Genomic DNA, 6,250 nt, shown 5'->3' with positions numbered 1-6,250 from the left:
GCGCTACAGAACCCGAGGCCCCTTGTAGAGCGGGGCAACGCCCCGCCGGAGCCTTGCCGGGAAAGCCTCCGCCGGGCGTTGCCCGGCGCTACAGAACCCGAGGCCCTCGGTATTCCCATGACCGGGACTCGCCGCGCCTGCGCCGTGCGCCGCGAAACATTGCAGGGACCCTGGAAAATGCGGTCCCGGCCTGCGCCATCAGGCGATGCCCAGCCCCGGGATCGCGCTGATGCTGTCCGGGTCGAACCCGGCCAGCGCGGCGAAGTGGCGGCCGCGCGCCACGTAATCGCGGTAGGCGCCGAAGCTGGGCGCGCCCGGCGACAGCAGCACCACCCCGCCCTGCGCGCCCAGCGCGGCGCGCGCCAGTTCGACCGCATGCGGCAGGTCGCCGGCGGCATGCAGGCCGAACCGGCCTTCATCGGCCAGTGGCTGCAGCAGGGCATGGATGCGCGGGCCGTTGCCGCCCATGGTGACGATCTCCACCGGCGCGGTGTCGCGCATGTGCGCGGCGAAGTCGTGCCAGTCCAGGCCGCGGTCGTGGCCGCCGACCAGCAACGCGATGCGCTGCCCGGCGAAGCAATCCAGCGCCGCCAGCGAGGCGTGCGGCGTGGTGCTGATCGAATCGTTGACCCAGCGCAGGCCGTCGCGCTCGCCCAGCAGCTGCAGGCGGTTGGGCAGCGGGCGGAAGCTGCGCACCGCCGGCGCCAGCGCCACCGCGTCCAGGCCCAGCGCTTCCAGCGCCGCCAGCACCGCGCACAGGTTGCCGCGGTTGTGGCGGCCCGGCAGCGGCGTGTCCGAGGTATCGAACACCGGCTGCGCGCCGCGATGCACCACCTCGCCGACCATGTGCCAGCCCTCGGGCTGGTTGAACCACACGATCTCGCTGTGCGGCAGCTGCAATGCACGCAGGTGTTCGTCGGCGGCATTGAGCACCGCCACGCGCGAATGGCCGCCGGTCACCAGCGACAGCTTGTCGTCGATGTAGCGCTGTTCGCTGCCGTGCCAGTCCAGGTGTTCCGGGAAGATGTTCAGCACGATGGCCACGTCCGGCCGCGCGCCGCTGCGCGCGACTTCGCCGGTCTGGTAGCTGGACAGTTCCACCGCCCAGTATTCCGGCGCCGGTTGCGGGTCCAGGACCTCCAGCAGCGGCAGGCCGATGTTGCCGGCCAGCCCCGTGCGGTGCCCGGCTGCACGCAGCAGGTGCGCCAGCAGCGAGGTGGTGGTGCTCTTGCCCTTGGTGCCGGTCACGCACACCGTACCGGGCAGCACGCCGTCGACGCGCGCGTGCTCGCTGAACCACAGCGAGGTGCCGCCGATGAACTGCGTCCCCTGCTCCAGCGCCTGCTGCGCCTCGGGCTTGTACGGGCTGATGCCCGGCGATTTCACCACCACGTCGAAACGCGACAAGGCCGCGCCGGTCGCGTCGGTTTCCACCTGCAGCGCGCCGCCGGTCTCGGCGCGCGCGCCTTCGGCCTCGGCCTCGGGGCAGAACAGGGTCAGCGGCAGGCCGGGCAGGCGCTCGCGCAGCGCGTGGAAGGCCGCACGGCCTTCGCGGCCCCAGCCCCACAGCGCGACGCGCCTGCCCTCAAGCTGCGAAATCCGCACGCAGGCGCTCCCACAGGGCGGCCGGGATGCGGTGCTCGCCATCGATGACCAGCAACGGTTCGATCTTCAGTTCGTCGGCCGCCAGCGTCGGCTGGATCAGGCTGGCGAAGCGCTTGACCAGCGCGTCCTCCTTCCACTCCGGACGCGCGGCCAGCGCCGCCATCGCCGCGCGCGACTCCTTGCCCTCGCCCACGCATTCGAACGGCTTGTGGTCCTGGAATTCCAGCAGCGCGTCGAAACCGCCGGCCTGCTCGCCATCGTCGAGCAGGTTGCGGCCGAAGATGCGCACCAGCCGGGTCTTGGGCATGAACGGCGCCAGCGCCAGGAACACGAAGTGGCACTTCGGGCAGACGCCGCACCAGCGGTTCACCGGGCGCTCGCCGAGGATGTGGAAATTGCGGTTGCAGCTGGAGAAGTGCGCGTCGTAGTAGTCGGTCTTGGCGAACTGCCGCGCCACCGCCAGCTCGGACAGCGGGCGCAGCAGCGAGTAGTAATGCAGGTCGGCGGCGACATGCCGCTGCACGTGTTCGCCGAACGCCTTTTCGAACGCCCAGCCCTTGGACCACTGGTGGTTGACCTCGCCGGTACCGGCGATCTGGCTGCCGTAGCTGGCCGAGCGCTCGTTGGAGAACACCACCTGGTCCACGCCCTGCACCAGCGCCGCCAGCACCATGATCGCCGAGTTCACCGCGGTCACCGGGATGTGGCCGTTCCACGCGCCCTGGCGGTTGAGCTCGAACAGCTCCGGCGCCAGCGCGCGGCCGATGTTGAGCATCGGCAGGCCGGTGCGCTCGGCGCAGGCGCGGATCAGCTGCGAACCGCCGATCCAGGTGACGGTGGCGGCCACGTCGGCACGGCGCAGCGCCTCGATGCTGACCAGCGAATCCTTGCCGCCGCCGATGGCGACCAGCGCGTGCGCGCGCAGGCCCAGCGACTGCGCCGGCTCGGCCTGCGCCTCCACCGGCAGCCTGAAGCGACCGCGCAGGTTCAGTCCGTTGCGGTAGGCGAATTCGCCCAGGCCGTTGAGGTAGACCGTTTCCACCAGCGCTGCGGTATCGGCATCGATGGCGTAGCTGTCGATGGACACCTGCGCCGGTACCGCCGCCTTGTAGTAGCTCACGCCGGCGATCAGGTGCAGCAGGCGCAGGGCGCGCTGCACCGCCGCCGCGCGCTCGCCGTCCAGCCGGAACGGCGCGCCCGGCACGGTGACGGTCTCGGTCATCTCCGGACCGTCGTCGAAGGCGTACACCAGCCGCGCCACGCCGGTATCCGCGGCGAGATCGCAGCGGACGAAACGGAAGCGGGAAACCTGGTCTTTGTCGAAAGCTGTCATGGCGTATCCGGAATCAAGCGGGGCGCCGCGCGCGATGGCGGGCTGGCGTGGCAGAACGAAGGGGAATGCGGGACACGAACATCATTGCGCATCGTCGATGACGTCCTCGCGCGGCAGCGCGCGGTGGTTGTAGTGGCTGGCCATGCTGAAGCCGTAGGCGCCGGCGTCGGCGATCAGCATGACGTCGTCCGGCACGGTAGTGGACGGCAGCTTCACCCGCTGCGCGAACACGTCGCTGGATTCGCAGATCGGGCCGACCACGCTGAAGTCGACGTCGCGCGCGTCGTCCAGCCGCGACAGGTTGGCGATGTCGTGCCAGGCGTCGTACAGCGCCGGGCGCAGCAGCGCGTTCATGCCGGCATCCAGGCCGATGCGGCGCACGCCGTCCTTCTCCACCACTTGGGTGGTCCGGGCCAGCAGCACGCCGGCTTCGGCGACCAGGAAACGGCCCGGCTCGACCGCCAGCTGGAACGCCGGGTGCACGGCCTTGATCTCGGCCAGGCCGGCGGCCCAGGCGTCGAGGTCGAACGGTTCGTCGTCGTCGCTGTAGGGCACCGGCAGGCCGCCGCCGATGTCGAGGATCTCCACGCTGCCGATGCGGCGCGCGAAACCGGCCAGCTCGTCGACCATCTGCTTCCAGTGGCCGCTGTTCTCCACACCGCTGCCTAGGTGCGCGTGAATGCCTGTGATGCGTACGCCGATGCCGCGCGCCACGTCGAGGAACTCGTCCACGCGCTGCGCCGACAGGCCGAACTTGGCCTCCTTGCCGCCGGTGTTAACCTTCCTGTGGTGGCCGTCGCCATGGCCCAGGTCGATGCGCAGCCACAGCGCGCGGTCGCGGAAAACATCCGGCCAGCGCCGCAGCAGTTCGACGTTGTCGACGGTGACGTTGACCCCACGCGCCAGCGCCGCCGCGTACTCGGCGATCGGCGCGAAGCTCGGGGTGAACAGCACGCGCGAAGGCGCCAACTCCGGCAGCGCGGCGAACACGTGCTCGACCTCGCCCAGCGACACGCATTCCAGGCCGAGGCCTTCCTCGACCAGCGTGCGCAGGATGGCCGGGTGCGGATTGGCCTTGATCGCGTAGTAACGCCGGTCCAGCGCCGCCACCGCCTTGAGCTGGCGGGCGCGCTCGCGCACCGTCGGCAGGTGGTAGACATAGCGCGGCGTGCCCTGCGCGGCCAGTTCCAGCAGTTGCCGGCGCTGCTGCGGCGCGCGCCACCATGGCGTCGCGCGCGGGCGCACATGGCCGATGATCTCGCGCCAGCGCGGGCCGAACACCTGCTCCTCGTATACCGGCATGGCGCCGCTGTCGATCAGTTCGTCGTGCAGGATCGGCAGCAGGCCATCGGCGTCGGCCTCGTCGATCACGAAGGTCAGGTTCAGGTCGTTGGACGACTGGCTGATCATGTGCACGCGCTCCTTGCCGAACGTGGCCCACACGTCGGAGAGCTTGTACAGCAGCGAGCGCATGCCGCGGCCGACCAGGGTGATGGCCGCGCACGGCACGATCACCTTGACCTTGCAGATTTCCGACAGGTCGGCCGACAGCGCCGCCAGCACGTCGGTGCTGACCAGGTTCTCGGACGGGTCGAGCGAGACGGTGACGTTGGTTTCGGCCGAACCGATCAGGTCCACCGACAGACCGTGCCTGCGGAACAGGTCGAACACGTCGGCGAGGAAGCCGACCTGCTGCCACATGCCGATGCCTTCCATCGACACCAGCACGATGCCGTTGCGGCGGCTGATCGCCTTCACGCCCGGCACCGGCTCGGCGCTGCCGTCGATGCTGGTACCCGGCATGTGCGGGCGCTCGGTGTCGAGGATGGCCATCGGCACGCCGGCGTCGCGGCACGGCTTGATCGAGCGCGGATGCAGCACCTTGGCGCCGGTGGTGGCGATTTCCTGCGCCTCGTAGTAGTCGAGCCGGGTGAGCAGGCGCGCGTCGGGCACGTCCTTCGGGTTGGCGCTGAACATGCCCGGCACGTCGGTCCAGATCTCTACGCGGCTGGCGCGCAGCAGTGCGCCGAAATACGCGGCCGAGGTGTCCGAACCGCCGCGGCCGAGGATCGCGGTGCCGCCGTCGCCGTGGCGGGCGATGAAGCCCTGGGTGAGCAGCATGCGCGCGGGCTGGGCGTTGAAGCGCTCATTGAAGCCGGCGTCGCCCTGCCACTGGCAGTTCACCGACAGCCGCTGCGACCAGGCGCTCTGGTTCGGCGCCGGCGGCTGCGCGCACAGCCACTGGCGCGCGTCCATCCAGCCGAAATCCAGGCCGTTGCCGCGCAGGTAGGCCGCGCCGATGGTCGAGGACAGCAGTTCGCCCTGGCCCAGCACCTCAGCCTGCCAGTCCAGCGGGCGGCTGGCCGCGCGCGGGTCGTCGAGCAGCGCCTGCAACGCCGCCAACCGCTCGGCCAGCACCTCGGCGCCCAGTTCCAGTTCGACGAGGAAGTCGTTGTGGCGCGCGACCAGCGCGGCGACCCGCGCGCGGCTGTCGGCAGCGCCATCGGCGATGGCGGTCAGTTCATTGGTCACGCCCGACAGCGCGGAAACCACCACCAGTACCCGGCCGCCGGTCTCGTCCGCACGTTTTTTCGCCAGTTCCCCGATCGTGTTCCAACGATGACGACGCGACACCGAGGTGCCACCGAACTTGAGGACGATCCAGCGATCGACGAGGGGGGAAGAGGACATTGGCGTGGGGGTTCACATTGGGGAGAAAGACCCGACGGGCGGGCGGAACCGTCGATTCTATAGCCATGCCCCGCCCCGCGGAGCCGCCGGTTCCGGGCGACAGCATTGCATCGCCGGCGCTCCCGCCCCGCTTTGGCGCATGCCCGCGCCCGCGCAACGCTCGCGATGCGGGCGCGCCCGGCCTATGCTGGCCCGCCCCGCCGCTCCTGCCGCCATGACCGCACGCCGTTACCTGCAACTGGACGTCTTCGCCGCCCGCCCCGGGGCCGGCAATCCGCTGGCCGTCGTGATCGATGCCGATGGCCTGGACGATGCGGCCATGCAGGCCATCGCCGCCTGGCTGAACCTGTCCGAGACGGTGTTCTTCCTGCCACCGGAGGCGGGCGCGGACTACCGCATCCGCATCTTCACCCCGAAGATGGAACTGCCCTTCGCCGGCCATCCCAGCGTCGGCGCGGCCTGGGCCGCGGTGGAACTGGGCCTGGCCACGCCCGACGACGGGCGCCAGCTGGTACAGCAATGCGCCGCCGGCCTGCTGCCGGTGCGCGTGCAGGGCGGCGGCCGCTTCCGCCTGCTGCACGTGCGCAGCCCGCAGGCCGTACGCCGCGACATCGCCGCGCC

At 70.7% G+C, this 6,250-nt stretch carries 4 protein-coding genes; 1 reads left to right on the top strand and 3 read right to left on the bottom strand.

What is annotated here, in order from left to right; all coding sequences use genetic code 11:
- Window positions 1–198: 198 nt before the first annotated feature.
- The 3 genes from murD to QMX80_RS17850 all read right to left on the bottom strand — a co-directional run bounded on the left by murD (window position 199) and on the right by QMX80_RS17850 (window position 5,629).
- Complete coding sequence (gene murD / locus QMX80_RS17860; protein ID WP_282278519.1) at window positions 199–1,605, bottom strand: UDP-N-acetylmuramoyl-L-alanine--D-glutamate ligase; 1,407 nt, start codon at window positions 1,603–1,605, stop codon at window positions 199–201.
- Window positions 1,586–2,938, bottom strand: coding sequence for a UDP-N-acetyl-alpha-D-muramoyl-L-alanyl-L-glutamate epimerase (gene murL, locus QMX80_RS17855; RefSeq protein ID WP_282278517.1), 1,353 nt, complete (start codon window positions 2,936–2,938; stop codon window positions 1,586–1,588). The genes murD and murL overlap by 20 nt, the downstream gene beginning before the upstream one ends.
- An 81-nt stretch (window positions 2,939–3,019) precedes the next feature.
- A complete protein-coding gene (locus QMX80_RS17850) occupies window positions 3,020–5,629 on the bottom strand; it encodes a bifunctional aspartate kinase/diaminopimelate decarboxylase (RefSeq protein ID WP_282278516.1) in 2,610 nt (869 codons plus the stop codon).
- A gap of 214 nt (window positions 5,630–5,843) precedes the next feature.
- On the opposite strand from QMX80_RS17850, the gene QMX80_RS17845 reads away from it, so the two are divergent.
- On the top strand, window positions 5,844–6,250 hold a 407-nt coding region (locus tag QMX80_RS17845; RefSeq protein ID WP_282278514.1), incomplete at its 3' end, for a PhzF family phenazine biosynthesis protein.

Origin of the sequence: Stenotrophomonas sp. PS02297, assembly GCF_029959705.1 — a bacterium.
Taxonomy (GTDB): Bacteria; Pseudomonadota; Gammaproteobacteria; order Xanthomonadales; family Xanthomonadaceae; genus Stenotrophomonas; species Stenotrophomonas nitritireducens.
Note: the sequence above shows the minus strand (reverse complement) of the source record. Positions and strands in the feature narration are given on the sequence as shown.

Bases quoted from the DNA above. Each gene is read 5' to 3' on its own strand.
- murL (WP_282278517.1), bottom strand. From the start codon at position 2,938: ATGACAGCTTTCGACAAAGACCAGGTTTCCCGCTTCCGTTTCGTCCGC.
- QMX80_RS17850 (WP_282278516.1), bottom strand. From the start codon at position 5,629: ATGTCCTCTTCCCCCCTCGTCGATCGCTGGATCGTCCTCAAGTTCGGT.